The sequence below is a fragment of the Nocardiopsis changdeensis genome (assembly GCF_018316655.1).
Lineage (GTDB): Bacteria > Actinomycetota > Actinomycetes > Streptosporangiales > Streptosporangiaceae > Nocardiopsis > Nocardiopsis changdeensis.
The window spans coordinates 1,299,643-1,318,633 of sequence record NZ_CP074133.1; the positions used below are offsets into that span (position 1 = coordinate 1,299,643).

Below are 18,991 nucleotides of genomic sequence, written 5' to 3' on the forward strand. Positions count from 1 at the left end.
CGCCGGACGCGCCCCGGACCGCGGGAGGGCGGGGCGGGAGCGGGTCCGGCCGGGGCGGGGATAACCTCGGAGGGTGTCTTCCGAGGTCTCTTCCCGCCCGTTCACCGTCGTCGTCGCAGCAGCGCTGGAGGCGCTCGTCGGGCTGGCCGCCGGCATCGGCGGGCTCTACAGCATGTTCACCGCGGTCACCGGCCGCACCGGCGAGCTGGACAGCGCCCTGCCGCTCACCGTCATCGGGCTGGGGGTGGCGGCGCTGCTGGTCTTCATCGCCCAGGGCCTGTGGCGGCTCAAGGACTGGGCGCGCACGCCGGTCTTCGTCACGCAGCTCTTCCTCGGCGTGGTGGCGTACTACATGTTCACCAGCGGCCAGTACCTGATCGGCGGCGTGCTGGCGGCCGTGGCGGTGGCCGCCTCGGCGGCGGTGCTCTCGCCTCCGACGACCGCGGCCCTCTTCCCCGGCGAATGGGGCGAGAAGAAGGATCGGTGAGCCGCGGCCGTCGGCGCGCGTCAGTCGTCGGTGGTCAGGGCCTGCCGCAGCTGGGCCAGGGTGCGGGCCAGCAGGCGCGACACGTGCATCTGCGAGATGCCGAGCTCCTGGGCGATCTGCGACTGGGTCATGTTCCCGAAGAACCGCAGCAGCAGGATGCGCTTCTCCCGGGGAGGCAGCTGCTCCAGGAGGGGCTTGAGCGACTCCCGGTACTCCACGCCCTCGAGGGACTCGTCCACGATCCCCAGCGAGTCGGCCACCGCGGGCGCGTCCTCGTCGCCGCTGTCCGGCGCGTCCAGCGACACCGTCGAGTAGGCGTTGGCGGACTCCAGGCCCTCCAGCACCTCCTCCTCGGTCATCTGCAGGTGCGCCGCCAGCTCGGCGACCGTCGGCGAGCGCCCCTCGCGCTGCGACAGGTCGCTGACCGCCTTGGTCAGCGAGAGCTTCAGCTCCTGGAGGCGCCGGGGGACCCGGACGGCCCACCCCTTGTCCCGGAAGTGGCGCTTGATCTCACCGACGATGGTGGGCGTGGCGTAGGTGGAGAACTCCACCCCCCGCTCCAGGTCGAACCGGTCGATCGACTTGATCAGCCCGATCGTGGCGACCTGGGTGAGGTCGTCCAGCCATTCCCCCCTGTTGCGGAACCGGCGGGCCAGGTACTCCACCAGTGGCAGGTGGAGCTCCACGAGCTCGTCACGGATCCTGCGCCGTTCCTCCGAATCGGCGTCGAGTTCGTTGAGGCGTTCGAACAGCGCTCTCGCGCGCGCCCGGTCGGGCACCGCGTGCTCGGTCTTCGCGGTCAGAGCGGGCCCCCTTTCGCTCACGCCGGCTCCAAGGTGCCACGGCGTTTGTACAGGACGATGGAGACACGGTCGTCGGGGCCGACCTCGGCGTCGACCTCCCCGGCCAGGGCGGACAGCACCGTCCAGGCGAAGGTGTCGCGCGCGGGGAGCCGGCCGTCGGCGGTGATCACCGAGACGGAGATGCGCATCCCGTCCGCGGCGAGCTCGAACTCTGTGGTCAGTTCCGTGCCGGGCAGCGCCTGGGAGAGGAGCATGGCGCAGGCCTCGTCGACACCGATCCTCAGGTCCTCGATCTCGTCGAGGGTGAAGTCGAGCCGGGCGGCCAGGCCCGCCGTCGCCGTGCGCAGGACGGACAGGTATGCGCTGTCCGCGGGCATGTTGACGGTGACAGCGTCGCGTACACCGGTGGCGTCGGCCATGGGCACAGCGGTTTCTTCGGTCACGTCCCTCCTTCGGGGGGCGAGGTTGCCGCTTGAATGCAATGTATCTCGTTTCACCCTGCCACTGACGCAGGGAGAACGGACCGTGTCCGCGTGATCGGGTCGAACGCGAGACGATCGGTCGTGATCAGGGGCTCTGGGAGCCCAGAGAGGCCAGGGCTTCGCCGTCCAGGCGGCGGACCGTCCACTCGCTCATGGGGCGCGACCCGAGCGCCTCGTAGAAGCGGATGGACGGCTCGTTCCAGTCGAGCACGGACCACTCCAGACGGGTGTAGCCGCGCTCCACGCAGGTGCGCGCCAGGGTGCGCAGCAGCGCCAGCCCGTGCCCGCCGCCGCGCGCGTGCGGGCGCACGTAGAGGTCCTCCAGGTAGATCCCGTGCCTGCCGGTCCAGGTGGAGTAGTTGAGGAACCACACCGAGAAGCCGACGGTGGCGGGGGTCCCGTCCGGCCCGGGCGCCTCGGCGATGTGCGAGAACACCTTGGGGTCGGGGCCGAAGAGCGCCGTGCGCAGGTCGTCCTCGGTGGCGACCGCGGCGTCCGGCTCCTTCTCGTACTCGGCTAGTTCCCGGATCATCGCGACGATCTCCGGAACGTCGTCGGGCACGGCGGTACGGATCATCGGATCACCTCGGTCGCGGAAGGGGACAGGGCCTCCTCCAGCCTACGCGCACACCGGCGGGTGTCAGGGGCGGTGGGCGACCATCCGCTCGACCGTCCCGAAGAACAGCCGGTCGTGGTGGCCGACCCGGAAGCCCGCCTCGGCGGCCACCTCACGCGGCGCCCGCCGGGGGCTCTCGCGGCGGCGCTCCCACAGCCGCGCGGGGAAGCGCGTGTGGCCGATCCGCTCCGCGGCCAGCAGCCGCCCGCCCGGCACCAGGACCCGGTACATCTCCCGCAGCGCCTCCTCCTGGCCGTCGATGGCGCTCAGGGCGAGCGTGCACACCACGGTCTCGAAGCTCTCGTCGGAGAAGTCCAGCGCGCGGGCGTCCCCCTCGGCGAAGCGGGCGACCAGCCCCAGCTCCTCGGCGCGCTTGCGGGCCGCGGCCAACGCCGCCGAGTCCGGGTCGATCGCGGTCAGGCGCACCTGGGGCGGGTAGTACCGCAGGTTGGCGCCGTCGCCCACACCGATCTCCAGGGTGCGCTCGCGCGCCCCCGCGCACAGGATTTCCCGGGTGCGCCGCAGGGCGGGGCCCTCCCAGGGCACCCCGCGCCCCGTCCACGGCCGCCGTACGCTCATGTCCTCGCCCGCTGTGCTCACCACCCCGACTCTGTGTCCCCCGGGGCCCCGGGTCAAGGGGCGGCGGCGCGTTTCTCCGGGAGAGGGCGCAAAAAAGGGGGCGACCCGCCCCCGGGGAGGGAGCGGGCCGCCCGGAGCGCGGCTCAGAGCACCTTGGACAGGAAGGCCCGGGTGCGCTCGTGCTGCGGGTTCCCCAGCACCTCGGCGGGGGCGCCGGCCTCCACGACCACGCCGTCGTCCATGAACACCAGGGAGTCGCCGACCTCGCGGGCGAACCCCATCTCGTGTGTGACGACCATCATGGTCATGCCGTTCTCGGCCAGGTCCCGCATCACGTCCAGGACCTCGCCGACCAGCTCCGGGTCCAGGGCGCTGGTGGGCTCGTCGAACAGCATCAGCGACGGCTCCATCGCCAGCGCGCGGGCGATCGCCACGCGCTGCTGCTGGCCGCCGGAGAGCTGGTCGGGGTAGGCGGCGGCCTTGTCGGGCAGGCCCACGCGCTCCAGCAGCTCCATGGCCTTGGCCGTGGCCTGGGCCTTGGGCACGCGCTTGACCTGCACCGGCGCCTCGATGATGTTGCCCAGCACGCTCAGGTGGGGGAACAGGTTGAAGCGCTGGAACACCATGCCGATGTCGCTGCGCTGGGCGGCGACCTCGGTCTCGCGCAGCTCGTAGAGCCTTCCGCGCTTCTGCCGGTAGCCCATCAGCTCGCCGTTGACCCACAGGCGTCCGGCGGTGAGCTTCTCCAAGTGGTTGACGCACCGCAGGAAGGTCGACTTGCCCGACCCCGAGGGGCCGATGATGCACATGACCTCGCCCCGCCGGACCTGGAGGTCGATGCCCTTGAGCACCTCCAGGCGGCCGAAGCTCTTGTGCACGTTCTCGGCGACCACGAGGGCGTCGGAGGGGAGCTCGGCCCCCTCGGCGGTCTCGATGACCGGCTCGTTCTGCTCGCTCATCAGTGCGCCCCTCCGACGATGCGGTTGCGGATGCCGCCGTACTGGCCGGGGTTGAAGCGGCGTTCGATGAAGTACTGGCCGATCATCAGGACGCTGGTGATGGCCAGGTACCACAGGCACGCCGCCACCAGCATCGGGAAGATCTGGTAGGTCCGGGCGCCGATCGCCTGGAGCTGGTAGAACAGCTCGATCGTCACCGGGACGTAGGCCAGCAGCGCGGTGTCCTTGAGCATCGCGATGGTCTCGTTGCCGGTGGGCGGGATGACCACCCGCATCGCCTGCGGCAGGGTGATGCGCCGCAGGACCTTGGCCCGGCTCATGCCCAGCGCCTGGGCGGCCTCGGTCTGGCCCTTGTCGACCGACTGCAGGCCCGCCCGGATGATCTCGGCCATGTAGGCGCCCTCGGAGAGCGACAGCGCCATCAGGCCGGCGACGTAGCCGCTCAGCAGGGTGCGGGTGTCGATCTCGAAGAAGCGGGCGTCGCCTTCGAGGCCGAGCCAGGCCATCCAGTAGTTGTCGAACGGCAGGCCCAGCTCGATGGTCTGGTAGAGGATCGCCAGGTTGCCGAAGAGCACGGCCAGGACCAGGCGGGGCACGCCCCGGAAGAACCAGGTGTAGATCCAGGAGACGGTGCTCAGCACCGGGTTCCCGGACAGCCGCATCACGGCCAGCACGATGCCCAGGGCGATGCCGATGACCATCGACAGGACGGTGGCGCTGATCGTGACCCACACGCCTCGGACCACGGGGTCCGAGAACATGTGCTCCACCATGAACGGCCAGTTGAAGGCGTCGTTCGTGAAGAGCATGTGCACGAACATCGACGCCAGGAGCAGCACGACTCCGGCGGCGACCCACCGTTCGGGGTAGCGGACGGGGACGGCGGTGATGGGTTCGGCCGGTCGGCCCGGAGCCGGGGTCTTGCTCGGCTCCGGGCCGCCCACCGGTGCGGTCGGTGAGGTCAAGGATCGGACTTTCGCTCGGTGACGGACGGGGGAGGGCTTCCCTTACTCCGCGGCGGGGTTCACCTCGGCGGACTCCAGGCCGCCGGCCTCCACGCCCCACTCGCCCAGGACCTGCTCGTAGGTGCCGTCCTCGATCATGGAGTTGAAGGCGGCGGCGATGGCGTCGGCCAGCTCGGTCTCGTCCTTGTGGGTGAGGATGCCGTAGGGGGCGGCGTCGTACTGCTCGCCGATGAACTCCAGGACGCCCTCACCGGTCTGCTCCAGGGCGTACGCCGCGGTGGGCATGTCGGCCAGGGAGGCGTCGTTGACGCCGGACACCACGGTCTCGGTGGCCAGCGGCTGGTTCTCGAACTTCTGGATGGTGATGGGGTCCTCGCCGGCGTCCACGCAGGCCTGGCTGCGGGCCTCGATGTCCTCGTCGTGGGTGGTGTCGGACTGCACCGCGATGCGCATGCCGCAGGCGTTGTCGGGGTCGACGTCCTGCGGGTTGCCCGCCTGGGCGAACCACTGGGTGCCGGAGGAGAAGTAGGACACCATGTTGACCTGCTCCATGCGCTCCGCGGTCACGGTGAAGGAGGAGGAGCCCAGGTCGTAGGTGCCGGTGTCGACACCGATGATGATGGAGTCGAAGGTGGTGGGCTCCCACTGGGCCTCCAGGCCGAGCTTGCCCAGGGCGGCCTCCAGCAGGTCGACGTTGAAGCCCAGGACGGTCTCGCCGTCGGTGTCCAGGAACTCGCCGGGCGGGTAGGACGCCTCCACACCGATCTTCACGGAACCGGCCTCGGCGATGTCGGCGGGGACCAGGGCGGCGAGCTCCTCGTCGACCTCCACGGCGGGCGCCTCCGGCGTCGCGGCCTCCTCCTCGGCCGGCTCGGAGCCGCCGCAAGCGCTGAGGGCGAGGACACCGGCCAGGGCGAGGGCGCCGACGGAGAAGGGCGCGGACAGGGGCTTGTGCAGGGCCATCGTGAATCTCCTTCTGGAGCACGAAGTGCCTGGTCGGAGTCGGGTTCGCGGCCCCTCCACCCGAACCAAAGCGACATACGGTGCGATATGTGGCAAATGTGGATACGTCGGTGCCGTCCCATCGTGCCGACCCTGCGATTTTCCTGCGGTCACCGTTGTGAGAGGATTGCGTAACGGGTCATCCCCGTAGTGAGGCGTACGCGCAGAACTCGCATAGGAGTCAGGCGAAGCACGACCTCTCCGGCGACACCACCGGTCATGGCCGACCGGCGCCGGAGGGGGCTCCCCTAGCACGGCACACCGGCTTCGCGCGCGGTACGCACCGACACCATCCGCCCCGTCATGGCCGACGCGGGCGGCAGTAAGACCTTGAAGGGTTTTCGATGACCAGCGATTCTTCTTCGCGTACCCGGAATCCGAACCTGGACGACGACCCCGCGTTCGCCCTGCACCGCGGCGGCAAGCTCCAGATCACCTCCACCGTCGACGTGCACGACCACGAGGGCCTGTCCCTCGCCTACACCCCGGGCGTCGCCCGCGTCTGCAACGGGATCGCCGACTCCCCCGAGCTGGTGGAGGACTACACCTGGCGGAGCAACCTGGTCGCCGTGGTCACCGACGGCACCGCGGTCCTGGGCCTGGGCGACATCGGCCCCGAGGCGTCCCTGCCCGTCATGGAGGGCAAGTCGCTGCTGTTCAAGCAGTTCGGCGGCGTCGACTCCGTCCCCATCGCCCTGGCCTGCACCGGTGTCGACGAGATCGTCGAGACCGTCGTGCGGATGGCCCCGTCCTTCGGCGGGATCAACCTGGAGGACATCTCCGCCCCCCGCTGCTTCGAGATCGAGAAGCGGCTGCGCGAGCGGCTGGACATCCCCGTCTTCCACGACGACCAGCACGGCACCGCGATCGTCACCGTCGCCGCCCTGCACAACGCCGCCCGCCTGACCGGGCGCACCCTGGGCGACCTGCGCGCGGTGGTCTCGGGCGCGGGCGCAGCCGGGGTCGCCGTCACCAAGATGCTCGTCGACGGCGGCATCGGCGACATCGCCGTGGCCGACTCCAAGGGCATGATCTACGACGGGCGGGAGGGCCTGACCCCCGTCAAGCAGGAGCTGGCCGCGATCAGCAACAAGGCCGGCCTGCGCGGCTCCATCGAGAGCGCCCTGGCCGGCGCCGACGTGTTCATCGGCCTGTCCGCCGGCGAGGTCCCCGAGGCCGTCGTCGCGACCATGGCCCAGGACGCGATCGTGTTCGCGATGGCCAACCCCAACCCGGAGATCCACCCGGACGTCGCCCGCAAGTACGCCGCGGTGGTCGCCACCGGGCGCAGCGACTTCCCCAACCAGATCAACAACGTCCTGGCCTTCCCGGGCGTGTTCAAGGGCGCCTTCGAGGCCCGCGCCACCGACATCACCGAGAACATGAAGCTGGCCGCCGCCACGGCTCTGGCCGGGCTGGTCGGTGACGACCTGTCGGCGGACTACATCATCCCGAGTCCCTTCGACGAGCGGGTGGGCGCGGCGGTCTCGGCCGCCGTCGCCGCCCAGGCCCGCGAGGACGGCGTCGCCCGCCGCTGACCGGACACGGGAAGGGCCCGGAAGGCGCGCCCCCGCGGCGCCCCTCCGGGCCCTTTCCCTTGTGCTCGGTCCGTCGCGGCTACCTGTCGTCGCCGGGGTCGTCGACCACCTGGCTCCAGGGGTCGCCGCCGGAGGGCGGCATGGGCCGCGCGGCCTTGGGCTCCTCGGGCTCCGGGGCCTTCCCGGCACCCTCGGCCTTCGGCTCCCCGGGCCTGTCCGCCTCAGGCTCCCCGGCCCCCGGCTTCTCCGCCTCCGGGCCGGGCGCCTCGGGCTCCCGGGACCCGGACTCCGGCCGCTCGGCGGCGGGAGCCCCGGCCCCGGGCGCCCCGGGACCGTCGGCCTTCCCGGCCTCCGGCTCCGCGGAGTCCTTGCGCGGCGGGCCCCAGGTGCGCGCGTCCCGGCGGATCACCTCGACGGTGTCGTCCAGGATGCGGCGCAGGTCGTGCAGGGCGGCCTCGCCGACCGTGCCCGCCTCCCTGGCCACGTCGCGGACCCGCTCGCTGAAGTCGCGCAGGGCGTGGTCCAGGTCGGGGGTGCGGCCGGAACCGCCCTTGCCCCAGACCGCGCCGAAGGCGCCGAAGCCCTGGGTGAACTTCTCCCACTCGCGCGACCAGCGCTGGCCGTCGTCGCAGGAGTGGTCGGCCTTCGCCTTCTCACCGCTCTGCTTCCGGGAGTCCCGCTCCTCCTCGGCCTTGGGGGCCTCGGCGGTCGGCTCCTCCTGCTTCGGGGCCTCCCCGGCCGCGGACTCCGGCTCGGGAGCCTCCTCGGCGGGGCGGCGGGCGCCGCCCGCGGCGAACTTGAGCTCCTCGCGCAGCGAGCTGATGGTCTCCCGCACGTCCTGCTTGACCGCCCGGGCGATGTCGCGCACCGAGTCGGTGATCTCCCGCTCCAGGTCGTCCAGGTCGCGCTCGCGCGCCCGCAGCTCCTCGCGCCCCTTGTCGGTGAGGCTGTAGACCTTGCGGCCGCCCTCCTCGGTGTGGGTGACCAGCCCCTCCTCCTCCAGCCGCGCCAGCCGCGGGTAGATGGTGCCGGGGGAGGGGGAGTACACGCCCAGGAACCGGTCCCGGAGCAGGCTGATGATCTCGTATCCGTGCCTGGGGCTCTCGTCCAGCAGCTTGAGCAGGTAGAGCCGGAGTCTGCCGTGTCCGAAGAAAGTGCTCATTCATGCCCCCTCGGGGATCGCGGCCGGGGTCTCGGGCGCGCGCCGCAGCAGCGCGGTCCGGTTGGACGCGGAGTTGATGGTGATGGTCGCCGGGTCCACCCCGCTGCCGATGCGCCCGCTCAGAACGGTGCGGGCGCGCCCGCCGCTCCGCTCCAGGCCGAAGTCGGAGTCGACCGCGGAGCTGGCGTTGCGGATCTCCACCGAGGCGGAGGTGTCCGCGGGCACCCGCAGGGCGACCTCGCCGGAGACGGTGTTGATCCGGACCCGGGCGGCCGGGGCCACGTCGGTGTCGGCCAGCACGGAGCCGGAGACGGTCTTGGCGCTCAGGGAGGAGACGCGCCCGCCCGCCACGGCCAGCTGGCCGCTGACGCTGTTGAAGGACAGGCCCCCGGACACGTCACGCAGGGAGGCGTTGCCGGAGACGGTGTTGATGTCGGTCTCGCCGCTCGCCCCGTCCAGGGTCACCTCGCCCGAGGCGGTCTTGAGCCTGGTGCGCGACCCCACGCCGGCGACGACGATCGGCGCGCTCATGGTGGTGACGTCGACCGGGCAGTCCCGGGGGACGCGCAGGTTCACGGTGGCGCTGCGCCGCTGCACCTGCTTGTAGCCGCCCAGCTGGACCGGGCGCAGCCGCTCCAGCAGTCCGGACCCGGTGAGGTCCTCGTAGTGGATGGTGAGGATGCCCGCCTCCTGGACGGCGAGGAGGGGCTCGCCGACGATGTCGGTCACCTCGAAGGTGACCGGGTCGTCGGTGGGAAGAATGTTGACCTGGCCGCCGAGGATCCGTACCCGCAAGGCCACGATGCCGTCGAGGGTCTGGGTCGTCGGCCTGTCGATGGTCCAACGTGCCATCGTGTGCACCCTTTCGCTCGCTCCGATGCCTTCACGATATGTCGCGAGTGCGGCGAACTCAAGATATGTCGCGGATTACCGGGGGTGTCTCCGGGTTCTCCCCGAGGCCCCCCGGGGGCGGCGCCTCCCGGGACGGGGCCGGACAGCGCGAAGGGGGCCCGGGATCTCTCCCGGGCCCCCTTCACAGGTGGTGCGCCCTACTCTTCGTCCTCGTCGTCCAGCCGGGCCAGCCAGGTGGCCAGCCGGTCGACCGGGGTCTCGAACTCGGGGTGGACGTCGGTGAACGTCCGCAGCTGCTCGGCGAGCCAGGCGAGGCTGACCTCCTCCTCACCGCGGCGTTTCTCCAACTCCTCGATTCCGCGATCCGTGTAGTACAACGCGCACGCCCCTGCTAGTCCGCCGGCGGGAAGACCGTGTCCACCAGGGCGCGCTGCTCCGCCTCGTGCCGCTTGGCCGAGCCGGCCGCGGGCGAGGAGGACGCCGGACGCGAGATCCGGGTGAACGGGCGGTCGAGCTGCTCGGAGAAGACCAGCGCGACGAACGGCCACGGGCCCATGTTCGCCGGCTCCTCCTGGACCCACAGGACCTCGCCCGCGTTCGGGTAGGCCTTGAGCTGCTCCCGGATCTCCTCGATCGGCAGCGGGTAGAGCCGCTCCGCCCGGATGATCGCGGTGTGCTTGTCGCCGCTCTTGCGGCGCGCCGCGTCCAGGTCGTAGTAGATCTTGCCCGAGCACAGCACCACGCGGCGCACCTTCTCCGGAGCGATCGAGTCGTCCGTGATGAGCGGCCGGAAGTGCCCCGAGGTGAAGTCGGCGGCGGCGGAGGTCGCGGCCTTCAGGCGCAGCAGCGACTTGGGCGTGAAGACCACCAGCGGACGCTGGATCGGCGACTTCGCCTGCCAGCGCAGCAGGTGGAAGTAGCTCGCCGGGGTCGTCGGCATCGCGACGGTCATGTTCTCCTGCGCGCACTGCTGGAGGAACCGCTCGATCCGGGCCGAGGAGTGGTCCGGGCCCTGGCCCTCGTAGCCGTGCGGCAGCAGCAGGGTGACGCTGGAGCGCTGGCCCCACTTCTGCTCGCCGGAGCTGATGTACTCGTCGATGATGGTCTGCGCGCCGTTGACGAAGTCGCCGAACTGCGCCTCCCACATCACCAGCGCCTCGGGGCGGGTGAGCGAGTAGCCGTACTCGAAGCCCAGCGCCGCGTACTCGCTCAGCAGCGAGTCGTGGACGTGGAACTTCACGGTGCCGTTGTCGAACTGCTTGAGCGGCGTGTACGCCTCGCCGGTCTCGCGGTCCACCAGGCCGGCGTGGCGCTGTCCGAAGGTGCCGCGGCGGCTGTCCTGGCCGATCAGGCGGATCGGGTGCCCGTCCAGCAGCAGCCCGCCGAAGGCGAGCAGCTCACCGGTCGCCCAGTCCACCGCGTCGTTCTCCACCATCGTGGCCCGGCGGGTCAGCTGGGGAGCCAGCCGCGGGTGCGGGGTGAAGCCGTCGGGCATGTTCACCTGGGTGTCGATGACCCGCTTGACGACCTCGTCGCTGATCGCGGTCTCGACGGTGGAGTGGTCCAGGCGGCCCTCGGTGAAGACCTCGGGCTTGACCACGGCACCCGGCTCGATCGGCTTCTTGTCGGCCTCGCGGGTCTCGACGAAGGCCCGCTCCAGCTCGGACTGGTAGTCGCGCAGCGCCGACTCGGCCTCCTCCACCGTGATGTCGCCGCGGCCGATGAGGGCCTCGGTGTACAGCTTGCGGGTGGAGCGCTTGGCGTCGATGACGTTGTACATCAGCGGCTGGGTGAACTCGGGGTTGTCCCCCTCGTTGTGGCCGCGGCGCCGGTAGCAGACGAGGTCGATGACGACGTCCTTGTTGAACGCCTGGCGGTAGGCGAAGGCCAGGTGCGCGACCCGGACCACGGCCTCGGGGTCGTCCCCGTTGACGTGGAAGATCGGCGCCTGCACCATCCGCGCCACGTCGGTGGCGTACACGCTGGAGCGGCTGTCCGACGGCGAGGTGGTGAAGCCCACCTGGTTGTTCACGACGATGTGGACGGTGCCGCCGGTGCGGTACCCGCGCAGCTGGGACAGGTTGAGGGTCTCGGCGACCACGCCCTGCCCGGCGAACGCGGCGTCGCCGTGGATGAGGATCGGCAGCACGGTGAAGCCGTGCGCGCCCTTGTCGAGCACGTCCTGCTTGGCGCGGACGATGCCCTCCAGGACCGGGTCGACGGTCTCCAGGTGCGACGGGTTGGCCGCCAGGGAGATGTCGATCTTCTCGCCCTCGCGGGTCTGGAAGACCCCCTCGGTGCCCAGGTGGTACTTGACGTCGCCGGAGCCGTGCGCGCTGCGCGGGTCGAGGTTGCCCTCGAACTCGCCGAAGATCTGCCCGTAGGACTTGCCGCAGATGTTGGCCAGCACATTGAGGCGGCCGCGGTGGGCCATGCCGATGACGGCCTCGTCCAGACCGGACTTGGCGGCCTTGGAGATCACGCCGTCGAGCAGCGGGATGAGGGACTCGCCGCCCTCCAGGGAGAACCGCTTCTGGCCCACGTACTTGGTCTGCAGGAAGGTCTCGAACGCCTCGGCGCTGTTGAGCCGGTGCAGGATGTGCAGCTGCTCGTCACGGTCGAGCTTCTCGTGCTCGCGCTCGACGTGCGACTGGATCCACTCCCGCTCCTCCGGGCTCTGGATGTGCATGTACTCGATACCCACCGTGCGGCAGTAGGTGTCGCGCAGCACGCCCAGGATGTCGCGCAGCTTCATGACCTGCTTGCCGCCGAAGCCCCCGGTCGGGAACTCGCGGTCCAGGTCCCACAGGGTCAGGCCGTGCTGGAGCACGTCCAGGTCCGGGTGCTTGCGCTGCTCGTGGTCGAGCGGGTTGGTGTCGGCCATGAGGTGGCCGCGCACGCGGTAGGCGTGGATCAGCTCCTGGACCCGGGTGGTCTTGTCGAGCTGGGTGGCCTTGTTGACGTGGATGTCCTGCACCCAGCGCACCGGCTCGTAGGGGATGCGCAGGGAGTTGAAGATCTCGTCGTAGAAGCCGTTCTCGCCCAGCAGCAGCTGGTGGATCCGGCGCAGGAACTCACCCGACTGCGCACCCTGGATGATGCGGTGGTCGTAGGTGGAGGTCAGCGTCATGACCTTGCTGATGCCCAGCTCGGCCAGCGTGTCCGCGGAGGCGCCCTGGAACTCGGCCGGGTACTCCATGGCGCCGACGCCCAGGATGGTGCCCTGGCCCGGCATGAGGCGCGGGACCGAGTGCACGGTGCCGATGCCGCCGGGGTTGGTGAGGCTGATGGTGGTGCCCTGGAAGTCCGGCACGCCCAGCTTGTTGGTGCGGGCCTTGCGGACCAGGTCCTCGTAGCCGCTCCAGAACTCCATGAAGTCCATCTCGTCGGACCTCTTGATGGAGGGCACGACGAGCTGGCGCGAACCGTCCGGCTTCTGCAGGTCGATGGCCAGGCCGAAGTTCACGTGCCTGGGCTTGGCGACACCGGGCTTGCCGTCGATCTCCGTGTAGGAGTGGTTCATCTCCGGCATCGACTCGAGGGCCTTGACCATGGCGTAGCCGATGAGGTGGGTGAAGGAGACCTTCCCACCGCGGCCGCGCCGGAGATGGTTGTTGATGACGATCCGGTTGTCGAAGAGGAGCTTGACCGGTACCGCGCGCACACTGGTCGCGGTCGGCATGGCCAGGCTCGACTCCATGTTGGTGGCGGTGCGCGCCGGTGCGCCGCGCAGCCGCTCCTCGTCGACCCGGAGGGCCTCGTCCGCGCTCGGGGCCGCCGCCTTGGCGGGGGCCGGCGCGGCGGGCTTCTTGGGTGCGGCGGGGGTCGTGGCCTGCGCCTTCGCGGCGGTGGTCCCCCCGCTCTTCGCACCGGCCGACTCCGCGGGCTTGTAGTCCGCGAAGAAGTTCCACCAGGCCTTGTCGACCGAGTTCGGGTCGTTCAAGTACTTCTGATAAAGCTCCTCGACCAACCACTCGTTGGGACCAAAGTCTGTCAGGGGTTGAGACGCCTCAGACGACACGGCGGAGATCGCCCACTTCCGCAGCTCGCTCGTGAATGTGTAGGACGACGGGTGGCTGCCGGCTCGGTCGGCTCAAGGAAGAACGGTGGTCGACCGCGTGGCGGAAGACCGGTCTGACCAGGCCGGCGCTCGTCGGTTACCAGGCTACTTGTACCGGCCTCCCGGCGGGGAACGCGGGCCGTGTTGAAACTAGGAGATAGCTAACATTTTTTCACAATCACGTTGTCGCTACGCGCCGGTAACCAAGCGTAGTGTGCCCGCGCTGCCTGATTTGTAGGCTTTTGAGGGGATTTTCAGATGTGAAACCCTTGGCCGTTATCGGCCGCTCCCAGTGTGTCCTGTACCACTCTCGATATCGAGATTCCGGGGGAACCCGGTACCGGCGGGCCCCGTCGGAGTAGGTGCAAGCGGCCGGGCAGGACGGCCGGGTCCCGCCGCCGACGTTCCCAGCGGGAGCGGTGGGACCCGGGCCCGGCCGTCGCGCGTTTCCCTCGGTGACGGCCCTCCGGGCTCGCGAAACGCCGGTGAACGGCGCCGAACTTGCGCGGATCTGTGCGCTCTTCGGAGTTCTCCCGCGCCGACGCGCCCCGCGTGCCAGGATCGCGATACGCGCACACCGGACACACGGGGGTGGGAGAGGCCCATGAGGGGACTGGGGGAGCTGGAAGCCGCCATCATGGACGCGCTGTGGCGGTCCGAGGAGCCGCTGCCCGTACGGCTCGTCCACGAGACGATGGTCTACGACCGGGACATCGCGTACACGACCGTCATGACGGTCGCGGGCATCCTGTACAACAAGGGCCTGGTCGACCGGGAGAAGCGCGGCCGCGCCTGGGTGTACTGGACGCTGGAGACCCGCGCCGAGTACACCGCGCGGGTCATGGACGAGTTCCTCGGCACCTGCCCGGAGCCCCAGGCCACCCTGCGCAGCCTCGTCGAGCGCTTCAGCGACGAGGAGGTGGCCTCCTTCCACCGGGTGCTCAGCCAGGTCCGCCTCAGCCGGGGCGCCGCCGGCTAGGTCCGTCTGTGCAGGCGGCGCACGTCCGGCACGGCCAGGGCCGCCAGGGAGGCCGCCACCGTCAGCGCGGCCAGCGCCGCCAGGGCCCGCTCCGGCCCCACGGCCGCCGCCACCGGCCCGATCGCCGCCTGCCCGACCGGGATCGCGGCGAACGACCCCAGGGCGTCGTAGGAGTACACCCGGGACAGCCGGTCGGCCGGGACGTTCTCCTGCACCGAGACGTTCCAGGCCACCTCGAACTGCTCCACGGCCACGCCCGCCGCGAACATGGCGGCGACCAGCACCAGGGGCGCCGCCGGCAGGGACAGCGCGTACAGCGGGACCGCCTGGACGGCGACCAGCGCCACCCCGAACGCCAGGGCGCGGCGCGGCAGCCACCGCGCGGCCAGGAACCCGCCCGCCAGCATCCCGGCGCTCTGGGCCGCCACCACCAGCCCCCAGGCCGCCCGGCCGAAGGACGCGTCGGCGATCGCCGGGCCCAGCACCGTCACCGAGGCCGACCAGGCGGCGTTGGTGACCATGAACTGCGCCACCACCACCCACACCCACGGGCGGGCGGTGAACTCGCGCCACCCCTCCACAAGGTCGCGCAGCACGCCCACCCGCCCCGTGCCGGCCTCCGTGCCCGGCGGCCGCAGCAGCACGAACGCCCCGCAGGCCAGCGCGTACAGTCCCGCGTCGGCGGCGATCGACCACCCCGGGCCGACGAACGCCACCAGGGCCCCGCCCAGGGACAGCCCCGCCACCATCGCGCCGTTGCCGGTCAGCCGGACCACCGCGTTGGCCTGGCGCAGCAGCCCGGGCGGCACCGTCTGGGGGACCAGCGCGGCGGACGCGGGCAGGTTCACCGCGGCCGCGGCCCCGTTGAGCACGCTCAGCCCCACCATCAGCGGCGTCGACGCCGTCCCCGTCAGCAGGGCCGCGCCCAGCGCCCCCTGGGACAGGGCGGCCAGGGCGCAGCCGCCGCGCAGCACCAGGGCGCGGGGGAGCCGGTCGGCGATCACCCCGCCGAGCAGCAGCAGGAGCACGTTGGCGACGGACCGCGCGCCCACCACCAGCCCCACCTGGACCAGGGAACCGGTCACGTCCAGCACGGCGAACGCCAGCGCCACGTTCGCGAGCCCGTTGCCCAGGGACATCAGCAGCCGCCCGGCGGCCAGCGCCCGGAACGGGCCGTGCCGCAGCGGCGCCCCCATCCCGGCCGCGCGCCCCGCGTCCTCCGTCGCCGTCACGTCAAAGCCCCGTCCCGTTCCCGGGGCTCCGGGCTCACGACAGGATCCAGCTGCGGCCCTCCGCCGCCAGCTTCTCCACGAGGGTCGCGCTGTCGTGCTCCTTGGCGAACAGGTGCTCGGGGCGGGTGATGGGCACGATCCACAGCCACCGCACCGGGTCGCCCTGGAAGGTCAGCCCCGCGGTGTCCGGCGGGGCGTGCCCGGCGGCGGCCACGAGGGGCGAGGGGTCCTCCAGCAGCAGCACCGCCCCCGCGCCCCGGCGCATCGCCCGGTCCTCGGGGTTGTCCAGCCACTTGACCGTGTGCCCGGTCCCGAACCAGGTCACCGCCCGCCACGGGAAGGCGCCGATCCACCGGAAGATCCGCGCCGCGTGGTGCGCGGGCATGGTGGTGGCCAGCGCCAGCTCCACCCGCGCGTACCTGGAGGTGTCGGCCATGTACCGGTCCAGGGTGGGCATCCGCTGCCCGCACATGCCCACGGTCGACAGGATCGTGAACGGCCGGTCCTCGGAGGGCGGGCGCTCCGACACCCGCAGCAGCGGCGGGTGGCCGTCGGACACGTCCCAGTAGTGGCCGGCCGCGCCCACCGTCCGGTTGAGGTGTCCCAGCACCGTGCGCTGCACGCTGCGCCACGCGCCCGAGGCCCGCCGCCAGTCCCAGTAGGCCTCCGCGTGCACCACCCGCGGCCACAGCTGCCCCTTGACCGGGTCCAGCTCCCAGGCGTAGGCGCTGCGCCCGATCGCCTCGCGGGCGTACCCGGGCAGTCCGCTGTCGGCCTCCGCCCAGCCGGGGATGACCGCGAGCAGGCCCTCCTCGTCGACCAGCGCGACCCCGTCGCCCTCCTCGAACCACACCGCGCGCAGACAGGAGGGGTCGAACCGGGGGCGCCCCTGCGGGTGCTTGGTGTGCCCCTCCGGCATCAGCGGGGCCCGCCCCTCGAAGGAGTCGCCGGGCTCGGCGGCGCGGGGGGCGATCTCGTGGTTGGCCAGCCACACCGGGACGCGGATGCGCCCGCGCGCGTCCAGCAGGTAGGCGGCCGTGGTCCGGGAGTCGCACTCGACGACGACGCGACGGCTCTGGTACGGGCTGACCTCGTCGAGCAGGACCTCGATCCCTGTCACCGGCCCTCCCACATGTGCCGATCCGCCGTCCTTCGCGGGTCCGATCCGACCCGTCCCTGCAATGCGTAGAATCGACGGTAGTGCCCTGACAGGCGGAGCCGTATCCGCAGCCGCGTATAGGTCGTATAACGACCCGAGCCGCTGCCGTCCCGCGCCGGGCCGAGACCATCGACTCCACCCTTACGGACTCTCTATGCCCGCCGAGCTCACCTTCGTCGCACCGCGCCGTGCCAAGCCTCCCCGGCACCTGGCCGACCTCACCCCGCAGGAGCGGGCCGAGGTCGTCGCCGAGCTGGGGGAGAAGCCCTTCCGGGCCAAACAGATCGCCAAGCACTACTTCGGCGGTCTGGAGTCGGACACCTCGGCCATGACCGACCTGCCCGCCTCCTCGCGGGAGAAGCTGGGCGAGGCCCTGCTGCCCCGCCTGCTCACCCCCGTCAAGCACATCACCTGCGACGACGGGATGACCCGCAAGACCCTGTGGAAGGCGTTCGACGGGGTGCTGTTCGAGTCGGTGCTGATGCGCTACCCGGACCGCGTCACCCTGTGCATCTCCTCACAGGCGGGCTGCGGCATGAACTGCCCGTTCTGCGCCACCGGGCAGGCGGGGCTCACCCGCAACCTGTCCACCGGCGAGATCGTGGAGCAGGTGGTGGCCAGCGCCCGCGACCTGGCCCGCGGCCAGGTGGCCGGCGGACCGGGGCGGATCAGCAACATCGTGTTCATGGGCATGGGCGAGCCCATGGCCAACTACAAGCGCGTCCTGGAGACGGTACGCCGGATCACCGACCCGGTGCCCGACGGGCTGGGCATCTCCCAGCGCGGCGTCACCGTGTCCACGGTGGGCCTGGTCCCGGCGATCGACAAGCTCACCGCCGAGAAGATGCAGGTGCGCCTGGCGATCTCGCTGCACGCCCCGGACGACGAGCTGCGCGACGAGCTGGTGCCGATCAACACCCGCTGGAAGGTCGCCGAGGTGCTCGACGCCGCCTGGCGCTACGCCGGGACGACCGGCCGCCGGGTCTCCATCGAGTACGCGCTCATCAAGGACGTCAACGACCAGGCGTGGCGGGCCGACCTGCTCGGCAGGCTGCTCAAGGGCCACCTGGTGCACGTGAACCTGATCCCGCTCAACCCCACCCCGGGGTCCAAGTGGACCGCGTCGCGCCCCGAGGACGAGCGCGAGTTCGTCCGGCGCCTGCAGTCCCACGGCGTCTCGGTGACCGTGCGCGACACCCGCGGCCAGGAGATCGACGGGGCCTGCGGCCAGCTCGCGGCCTCGGAGAGCTGACCCGGGGGTGGTCGAGACCGGACTGGCCTTCGTCATCGCCCTCGCGGCGGGACTGGTCCCGGTCCTCAACATCGAGGTCTACCTGCTGGGCGCCGTGGCCGTGAACGGCGACGGCGCCCTGGTGGCCATGGCGGTCGCCGCCGGCCTGGGGCAGACCCTGGGCAAGCTGCCCTACTACTACGCGGGCAAGGGGACGCTCTCCGCGCCCTGGCTGCGCAGGCGCACCGAGACGCCGGGCAAGTGGACCGAGCGGGCCGCCCGCTGGCGGAGCAGGGCCGAGGAGCGCCCCGCCTGGGGGGTGGGCCTGCTGGCGCTCAGCTCGTTCGCGAGCATCCCGCCGTTCATGGTGGTCTCCGTCCTGGCGGGCGTGGTGCGGATGAACATCGTGCTGTTCTCGGCCGTCACCTTCGCGACCCGCACCGCCCGCTTCCTCATCATCGTCCTGGCCCCCGCCTGGGCGCTGTCCTTCCTCCCCTGACCCCTTCCCGGCCGGGCTCCGGGATCCCTAGGATCGGGTGCGGTACCCCCGATCCGAGAGGCGCCCCATGCTGCCCTCCCTCCTCCTCGGCCTGCTGGCCGGACTCCTGCTCGGCAACGGCCTCCCGCACTTCGTCACGGGGATCACCGGCCGCTCGTACCCCAACGTGTTCGGCGACGGGCCGGTCCCCAACGTCCTCGGCGGCTGGGTGCAGCTCGTCGCGGCGTCCGGCATCGTCTATGCGCTGACCCGGCTGGACGGCGCCCCGTCCCCGCTCGTGCCGCTGGCGTGCGGTGCGGCGGGGGTCCTGGCGGCCGCCCTGTTCCACGCCCGCGGCCTCGCCGCCGGCGCGCGCCGCGCCGCCCCCGGGGACTGAGGCCCCCGGG

At 71.5% G+C, this 18,991-nt stretch carries 19 protein-coding genes; 6 read left to right on the forward strand and 13 right to left on the reverse strand.

The window, feature by feature from the left end:
- The first annotated feature begins 73 nt into the window (after window positions 1–73).
- A complete protein-coding gene (locus KGD84_RS06080) occupies window positions 74–487 on the forward strand; it encodes a hypothetical protein (RefSeq protein WP_220565125.1) in 414 nt (137 codons plus the stop codon).
- A 20-nt stretch (window positions 488–507) separates the two neighbouring features.
- Here the strand turns inward: KGD84_RS06080 and KGD84_RS06085 are convergent, their stop codons facing one another.
- The 7 genes from KGD84_RS06085 to KGD84_RS06115 all read right to left on the reverse strand — a co-directional run bounded on the left by KGD84_RS06085 (window position 508) and on the right by KGD84_RS06115 (window position 5,854).
- Window positions 508–1,266: an RNA polymerase sigma factor SigF gene (locus tag KGD84_RS06085; RefSeq protein WP_073378881.1), complete on the reverse strand. Its 759-nt coding sequence runs from the start codon at window positions 1,264–1,266 to the stop codon at window positions 508–510.
- 41 nt (window positions 1,267–1,307) lie between these two features.
- Complete coding sequence (locus KGD84_RS06090) at window positions 1,308–1,733, reverse strand: ATP-binding protein (RefSeq protein WP_073378345.1); 426 nt, start codon at window positions 1,731–1,733, stop codon at window positions 1,308–1,310.
- A gap of 124 nt (window positions 1,734–1,857) precedes the next feature.
- Entirely contained in the window at window positions 1,858–2,349 is a 492-nt protein-coding gene (locus tag KGD84_RS06095) for a GNAT family N-acetyltransferase (RefSeq protein WP_220565127.1), read from the reverse strand.
- A gap of 63 nt (window positions 2,350–2,412) precedes the next feature.
- On the reverse strand, window positions 2,413–2,967 hold the full coding sequence (locus tag KGD84_RS06100; protein ID WP_220565565.1) for a class I SAM-dependent methyltransferase: 555 nt from the start codon (window positions 2,965–2,967) through the stop codon (window positions 2,413–2,415).
- Between the two features lie 143 nt (window positions 2,968–3,110).
- Window positions 3,111–3,926: an amino acid ABC transporter ATP-binding protein gene (locus tag KGD84_RS06105; protein ID WP_255647080.1), complete on the reverse strand. Its 816-nt coding sequence runs from the start codon at window positions 3,924–3,926 to the stop codon at window positions 3,111–3,113.
- Window positions 3,926–4,891 carry an amino acid ABC transporter permease gene (locus KGD84_RS06110; RefSeq protein WP_220565128.1) on the reverse strand — a complete coding sequence of 322 codons (966 nt, stop codon included), beginning with the start codon at window positions 4,889–4,891 and terminating at the stop codon, window positions 3,926–3,928. Before KGD84_RS06110 ends, KGD84_RS06105 begins: the two co-directional genes overlap by 1 nt.
- Before the next feature lie 42 nt (window positions 4,892–4,933).
- Window positions 4,934–5,854 (reverse strand): ABC transporter substrate-binding protein, encoded by a 921-nt coding sequence (locus tag KGD84_RS06115; RefSeq protein WP_220565129.1) that lies wholly within the window; start codon window positions 5,852–5,854, stop codon window positions 4,934–4,936.
- A 383-nt stretch (window positions 5,855–6,237) separates the two neighbouring features.
- On the opposite strand from KGD84_RS06115, the gene KGD84_RS06120 reads away from it, so the two are divergent.
- Window positions 6,238–7,431 (forward strand): NAD(P)-dependent malic enzyme, encoded by a 1,194-nt coding sequence (locus tag KGD84_RS06120; protein WP_220565130.1) that lies wholly within the window; start codon window positions 6,238–6,240, stop codon window positions 7,429–7,431.
- A 79-nt stretch (window positions 7,432–7,510) separates the two neighbouring features.
- On the opposite strand, the gene KGD84_RS06125 is transcribed toward KGD84_RS06120, so the two are convergent.
- From KGD84_RS06125 to KGD84_RS06140, 4 genes are all read right to left on the reverse strand, one after another.
- Window positions 7,511–8,593 carry a PadR family transcriptional regulator gene (locus KGD84_RS06125; protein WP_220565131.1) on the reverse strand — a complete coding sequence of 361 codons (1,083 nt, stop codon included), beginning with the start codon at window positions 8,591–8,593 and terminating at the stop codon, window positions 7,511–7,513.
- The gene (locus tag KGD84_RS06130) at window positions 8,594–9,445 is read right to left on the reverse strand and encodes a DUF4097 family beta strand repeat-containing protein (protein ID WP_220565132.1); all 852 of its coding nucleotides are present in this window, start codon (window positions 9,443–9,445) and stop codon (window positions 8,594–8,596) included.
- A gap of 197 nt (window positions 9,446–9,642) precedes the next feature.
- On the reverse strand, window positions 9,643–9,822 hold the full coding sequence (locus KGD84_RS06135; RefSeq protein ID WP_220565134.1) for a DUF6104 family protein: 180 nt from the start codon (window positions 9,820–9,822) through the stop codon (window positions 9,643–9,645).
- A gap of 14 nt (window positions 9,823–9,836) precedes the next feature.
- On the reverse strand, window positions 9,837–13,466 hold the full coding sequence (locus tag KGD84_RS06140; protein WP_220565135.1) for a multifunctional oxoglutarate decarboxylase/oxoglutarate dehydrogenase thiamine pyrophosphate-binding subunit/dihydrolipoyllysine-residue succinyltransferase subunit: 3,630 nt from the start codon (window positions 13,464–13,466) through the stop codon (window positions 9,837–9,839).
- A gap of 643 nt (window positions 13,467–14,109) precedes the next feature.
- Between KGD84_RS06140 and KGD84_RS06145 the strand changes: the two genes are divergently transcribed.
- On the forward strand, window positions 14,110–14,484 hold the full coding sequence (locus KGD84_RS06145) for a BlaI/MecI/CopY family transcriptional regulator (RefSeq protein ID WP_220565136.1): 375 nt from the start codon (window positions 14,110–14,112) through the stop codon (window positions 14,482–14,484).
- Here the strand turns inward: KGD84_RS06145 and KGD84_RS06150 are convergent.
- Both KGD84_RS06150 and KGD84_RS06155 read right to left on the reverse strand, forming a co-directional pair.
- The gene (locus tag KGD84_RS06150; RefSeq protein ID WP_220565567.1) at window positions 14,481–15,680 is read right to left on the reverse strand and encodes an MFS transporter; all 1,200 of its coding nucleotides are present in this window, start codon (window positions 15,678–15,680) and stop codon (window positions 14,481–14,483) included. The two genes, KGD84_RS06145 and KGD84_RS06150, sit on opposite strands and share 4 nt — an antisense overlap.
- Window positions 15,681–15,750: 70 nt before the next feature.
- Entirely contained in the window at window positions 15,751–16,836 is a 1,086-nt protein-coding gene (locus KGD84_RS06155) for a suppressor of fused domain protein (RefSeq protein WP_220565138.1), read from the reverse strand.
- 193 nt (window positions 16,837–17,029) lie between these two features.
- On the opposite strand from KGD84_RS06155, the gene rlmN reads away from it, so the two are divergent.
- The 3 genes from rlmN to KGD84_RS06170 all read left to right on the forward strand — a co-directional run bounded on the left by rlmN (window position 17,030) and on the right by KGD84_RS06170 (window position 18,981).
- Window positions 17,030–18,127, forward strand: coding sequence for a dual-specificity RNA methyltransferase RlmN (gene rlmN / locus KGD84_RS06160; RefSeq protein WP_220565139.1), 1,098 nt, complete (start codon window positions 17,030–17,032; stop codon window positions 18,125–18,127).
- Between the two features lie 7 nt (window positions 18,128–18,134).
- The gene (locus KGD84_RS06165) at window positions 18,135–18,605 is read left to right on the forward strand and encodes a YqaA family protein (RefSeq protein ID WP_220565141.1); all 471 of its coding nucleotides are present in this window, start codon (window positions 18,135–18,137) and stop codon (window positions 18,603–18,605) included.
- A 67-nt stretch (window positions 18,606–18,672) separates the two neighbouring features.
- Window positions 18,673–18,981, forward strand: coding sequence for a hypothetical protein (locus KGD84_RS06170; RefSeq protein ID WP_220565142.1), 309 nt, complete (start codon window positions 18,673–18,675; stop codon window positions 18,979–18,981).
- Window positions 18,982–18,991 lie beyond the last annotated feature (10 nt).

Coding starts and splice junctions, on each gene's coding strand:
- KGD84_RS06130 (WP_220565132.1), bottom strand. CDS start 9,445: ATGGCACGTTGGACCATCGACAGGCCGACGACCCAGACCCTCGACGGC.
- KGD84_RS06115 (WP_220565129.1), bottom strand. CDS start 5,854: ATGGCCCTGCACAAGCCCCTGTCCGCGCCCTTCTCCGTCGGCGCCCTC.
- rlmN (WP_220565139.1), top strand. CDS start 17,030: ATGCCCGCCGAGCTCACCTTCGTCGCACCGCGCCGTGCCAAGCCTCCC.
- KGD84_RS06170 (WP_220565142.1), top strand. CDS start 18,673: ATGCTGCCCTCCCTCCTCCTCGGCCTGCTGGCCGGACTCCTGCTCGGC.
- KGD84_RS06145 (WP_220565136.1), top strand. CDS start 14,110: ATGAGGGGACTGGGGGAGCTGGAAGCCGCCATCATGGACGCGCTGTGG.
- KGD84_RS06150 (WP_220565567.1), bottom strand. CDS start 15,680: ATGGGGGCGCCGCTGCGGCACGGCCCGTTCCGGGCGCTGGCCGCCGGG.
- KGD84_RS06100 (WP_220565565.1), bottom strand. CDS start 2,967: ATGAGCGTACGGCGGCCGTGGACGGGGCGCGGGGTGCCCTGGGAGGGC.
- KGD84_RS06125 (WP_220565131.1), bottom strand. CDS start 8,593: ATGAGCACTTTCTTCGGACACGGCAGACTCCGGCTCTACCTGCTCAAG.
- KGD84_RS06095 (WP_220565127.1), bottom strand. CDS start 2,349: ATGATCCGTACCGCCGTGCCCGACGACGTTCCGGAGATCGTCGCGATG.
- KGD84_RS06120 (WP_220565130.1), top strand. CDS start 6,238: ATGACCAGCGATTCTTCTTCGCGTACCCGGAATCCGAACCTGGACGAC.
- KGD84_RS06105 (WP_255647080.1), bottom strand. CDS start 3,926: ATGAGCGAGCAGAACGAGCCGGTCATCGAGACCGCCGAGGGGGCCGAG.